General features: G+C 67.7%; 6 protein-coding genes. 3 read left to right on the top strand and 3 right to left on the bottom strand.

Annotated elements, in window-relative coordinates:
* Positions 1-25: 25 nt before the first annotated feature.
* Entirely contained in the window at positions 26-538 is a 513-nt protein-coding gene (gene msrA / locus ABW137_RS37085; RefSeq protein ID WP_526408187.1) for a peptide-methionine (S)-S-oxide reductase MsrA, read from the bottom strand.
* The gene (msrB, locus tag ABW137_RS37080) at positions 535-1,020 is read right to left on the bottom strand and encodes a peptide-methionine (R)-S-oxide reductase MsrB (protein WP_526408185.1); all 486 of its coding nucleotides are present in this window, start codon (positions 1,018-1,020) and stop codon (positions 535-537) included. Before msrB ends, msrA begins: the two co-directional genes overlap by 4 nt.
* A 160-nt stretch (positions 1,021-1,180) precedes the next feature.
* On the opposite strand from msrB, the gene ABW137_RS37075 reads away from it, so the two are divergent.
* From ABW137_RS37075 to ABW137_RS37065, 3 genes are all read left to right on the top strand, one after another.
* Positions 1,181-1,687: a nuclear transport factor 2 family protein gene (locus ABW137_RS37075; protein WP_526408183.1), complete on the top strand. Its 507-nt coding sequence runs from the start codon at positions 1,181-1,183 to the stop codon at positions 1,685-1,687.
* Positions 1,657-2,745, top strand: coding sequence for an NAD-dependent epimerase/dehydratase family protein (locus ABW137_RS37070; RefSeq protein WP_526408181.1), 1,089 nt, complete (start codon positions 1,657-1,659; stop codon positions 2,743-2,745). The genes ABW137_RS37075 and ABW137_RS37070 overlap by 31 nt, the downstream gene beginning before the upstream one ends.
* Before the next feature lie 64 nt (positions 2,746-2,809).
* A complete protein-coding gene (locus tag ABW137_RS37065) occupies positions 2,810-3,637 on the top strand; it encodes a class I SAM-dependent methyltransferase (RefSeq protein WP_526408179.1) in 828 nt (275 codons plus the stop codon).
* Between the two features lie 4 nt (positions 3,638-3,641).
* Here the strand turns inward: ABW137_RS37065 and ABW137_RS37060 are convergent.
* Positions 3,642-4,096 (bottom strand): arginase family protein (locus ABW137_RS37060; RefSeq protein ID WP_526408177.1); only part of this gene is annotated, 455 nt, incomplete at its 5' end.

Here is a 4,096-nt window from a genome sequence, read left to right as displayed (position 1 = left end):
ATCGCGGCAGCTCCGGTCGATATTGCTACTGCGAAGCGGTTTCCCGCCTCGGCAGCTTCCACCCCGCCCGAGGGAAGTGGCAGGTGTACCCGTTCGGGTACTTCTCCAGGTAGTCCTGGTGCTCGGGCTCGGCCTCCCAGAAGTCGACCGCGGGGGTCACTTCGGTGACCACCTTGCCTGGCCACAGGCCGGAGGCCTCCACGTCGGCGATGGTGTCCAGCGCGACGGTCTTCTGCTCGTCGTCGGTGTAGAAGATCGCCGACCGATAGCTGCTCCCGACGTCGTTGCCCTGACGATCCTTGGTGGTCGGATCGTGGATCTGGAAGAAGAACTCCAGGAGAGCGCGGTAGTCGGTGCGTGCCGGGTCGTATTCGATCTCGATGGCCTCGGCGTGCCCGGGATGGTTGCGGTAGGTCGGGTGGTCGTTCTTGCCGCCGGTATAGCCGACCCTCGTCGACACCACGCCGGGTTGCTTGCGGATCAGGTCCTGCATGCCCCAGAAGCAGCCGCCTGCCAGGATCGCGGTCTTGGTCGTCATGCCTGTGCCTCCTGTGCCGTGAAGAGCGTCGTGTACTCGCCGTAGCCCTCGGTCTCGAGGTCGTCGAGGTGGATGAACTTCAGCGAAGCGGAGTTGATGCAATAGCGCAACCCGCCCTCGGCGCGCGGGCCGTCCTTGAACACGTGGCCGAGGTGGCTGTCCCCGTGCGTCGACCGGACCTCGGTGCGCAGCATCAGGTGGCTGAAGTCGCGCTTTTCGGTGACGTTGACCGTGCCGTCGGCCGCTTCGATGGGCTTGGTGAAGCTGGGCCACCCGGAGCCGCTGTCGAATTTGTCGGTCGACGCGAACAACGGCTCGCCCGACACCACGTCGACGTAGATGCCCGGTTCGTGGTTGTCCCAGTACTCACCCGTGAACGGCCGCTCGGTTCCGCCCTTCTGGGTCACCGAATACTGCTCGGGCGACAGCGCGTCCACCGCTGCTGGGTTCTTGTTGTACGTCGTGGGATTCGTGCCTGCCACTGGTCCTCCTAAAGTTGGCACTCGTATAACCGAGACTGCCGTCGAGAAGTTCCGCGTCGCACGCGTGCGCGAGCCGCGCCGTCTGCCGGGTGACGAATTGCGCGCAGGTCAGGTCCGTCGCCCTCGACAACAGAGGGTAGAACGTGTTCTAGTTCTGATCGTGACGGGCAGCACCTTCAGCGTCGACGAGCTGGCAGAGGCATTCGCCGAATTCGAGGCCACCGTCGGCAGGGCCGCCGAGACCCGCGACTGGGATCCATGGGTTGACCAGTACACCGACGACATCGTCTACGTCGAGCACGCGGCGGGCACCATGCGTGGCCGCGACCAGGTGCGGGCGTGGATCTGGAGGACGATGGAGACCTTCCCCGGCAGCTACATGACGTCGTTCCCGTCGCTGTGGACCGTCATCGACGAAGCGCGAGGCCGGGTCATCTGTGAGCTCGACAACCCGATGCGCGACCCCGGCGACGGCACGATCATCAGCGCCACCAACCTCTCCATCGTCACCTACGCAGGCGACGGGAAGTGGCGTCGCCAGGAAGACGTCTACAACCCGCTGCGGTTCGTCGCGGCGACCGTGAAGTGGTGCAAGAAGGCCACGGAGCTCGGTTCGCTGCCCGAGGAGGCGGCGGCGTGGATGGCGGCGTACGGGCAGGGTCGGTGACCGCCGTGGGCCCCGCGCTGGTGATCGGCGCCAACGGATACCTCGGCTCGCACGTGACCAGGCAGTTGGTGGCCGACGGGCAGGACGTCCGGGTGATGGTGCGGGCGGGTGCCAACACCATCGGGATCGACGACTTGAGCGTCACGCGCTTCGTCGGCGACATCTGGGACGACGCGGTCCTGCGCGAGGCGATGACCGGCTGCGCCGTCGTCTACTACTGCGTCGTCGACACCAGGGGCTGGCTCAAGGACCCGGCCCCCCTCTTCCACACGAACGTGGAGGGCACGCGAAACGTGCTCGAGGTCGCCTGCGAGAAGGACGTCGCCGCCGGTCTTCAGAGGTTCGTGTTCACCAGCAGTTACGCCACCGTCGGACGCAAGCGCGGCCGGGTCGCGACGGAGGACGACGTGATCGTCGACGGAGGCGGCACGTCGCCGATCAAACGGCTCAGGGGCCTGACGCCGTACGTGCGATCGCGCGTTCAGGCCGAGGACCTCGTCATGCGGTACGTCCGCGAGCGTGGCCTTCCTGCCGTGGCGATGTGCGTGTCGACGACCTACGGCGCCGGTGACTTTGGACGTACCCCGCACGGCGCGATCATCGCGGGAGCGGCGTTCGGCAAGCTGCCGTTCGTCATGCGCGGCATCGAACTGGAGGCCGTCGGAATCGAGGACGCCGCAAGGGCTTTGCTCCTCGCAGCCGACAAGGGTCGGATCGGCGAGCGCTACCTGATCTCGGAGAAGATGATCAGCAACGCCGAGGTCGTTCGCATCGCCGCGGAGGCGGCCGGGGTGGCCGCGCCCACCAGGTCGGTGCCGCTGGCGATGTCGTGGGCGATGGCAGTGCTCGGCAGTGTCAAGGCGCGGTTGAAGGGCACCGACGAACAGATGTCCATCGGCTCGCTGCGGCTCATGCGTGCAGAGGCGCCGGTCGACTGCAGCAAGGCCAGACGCGAACTTGGTTGGCAGCCAAGGCCCGTCGAGGAGTCCATCCGCGAGGCGGCGACGTTCTGGGTGGGGCTGCGCGAGGCGAGGCGCAAGAGCAGGCAGACCGGCTGAACGACCCGCGGCCGAACGTTCAGACTCTCGGCGGGTGGCGGCTTCGGAGCCTAGCCTGGGGGCCGTGACCGAGAAGATTCACGTGGACCTGACCGGTGCGCCGCAGACGATGCTCGCGACGCTGTACGCCAAGGCGCTCGATGCCGACCTGCCCAACTCGGTCCTGCACGACACGTGGGCCAAGGACGTCGTCGCGCGCCTCGACTACGACTGGTCTCGGACGGCGATGACGCCAAGCAACGCGCCGTCGGTGAGCCTGCGGTCCGCCCACTTCGACGCGTGGGCTCGCCAGTTCCTCGCCGTCCACCCGATCGCCAGGGTGGTGCATCTGGGGTGCGGGCTGGACAGTCGCTACTTCCGCCTGGATCCAGGGCCCGACGTCGAGTGGTACGACGTCGACTATCCGGACGTCGCGGCCTTGCGCACCGCGCTGTATCCGCAACGCGAGCACCATCACGTGATCGCCGCATCGGTTACCGACCCGGCCTACCTGGCGGAGATTCCTGCCGACCGGCCGACGCTCGTGCTCGGCGAGGGCCTGACGATGTACCTCACCGGGGACGACGGACTGGCGTTGCTGCGCCGTGTGGTGGACCGATTCCCCTCCGGCGAACTGCAATTCGATGCGTTCAACCCGCTCGGCATCAAGTCGCAGTGGACCAACGCCGTGGTGCGCCGCGCTGGAGCGACGCTGCACTGGGGGATCAAGGGCCCTGGCGACGTCCTCGACGGGGTACCCGGCACGCGTCTGTTGCTGTGGGTGCCGGTGTTCGAGTCAGACGCGTTCTCACGGCTGTCGGGCGCCTACCGGGCCATGGCGGTCGTGATGAACCGGGTGCCGGGGCTGCGCACGATGGCGCAGTTCCACCGGTACGCGTTCGGCGCGCCGTGACGCGCTAGAGCGCGGCCAACGTCGTCGCGACGAACCGCACGATGTCTGCGGCGCAACGTGATTCGGGGTCCTGATCCGGGTCGTAGATGGCGATGCTGAACCCAAGGCAGCCGCCAGCCCCGACCACCGACGTCGTCAGCTCGGTGAGCTGAGGCCAGGTGAGGCCGCCGGGATCGTCGGGAACGTCGGGTAGGCCCTGCGCTGGGAACTCGGCGGGCTCCAGCACGTCGAGGTCGACGTGCAACCACCTTCGTGAGCACCGGCGCGCGAGGGCGGCCACGGCGCAACGCCCGACGTCGACCGGGCCCGCTGCGGTGGCGGCCAATGGCGCCAACCACACTCCGGTGTCGGCGAGGGTGCCGACGTTGAACTGCCGACGCCACGCCTCGTCGCGGGGGCCGATGACGGCGATCTGATCGCGGCTCAACGCGGGTAGCCGAGACGCCAACGGCCCGCGCA

This window comes from Mycobacterium sp. (assembly GCF_040509115.1).
Lineage (GTDB): Bacteria > Actinomycetota > Actinomycetes > Mycobacteriales > Mycobacteriaceae > Mycobacterium.
This window is presented reverse-complemented; position numbering and strand designations above follow the sequence as displayed.

Excerpts from the sequence above, each read along its gene's own strand:
- msrA (WP_526408187.1), bottom strand. The coding sequence starts at position 538 with ATGACGACCAAGACCGCGATCCTGGCAGGCGGCTGCTTCTGGGGCATG.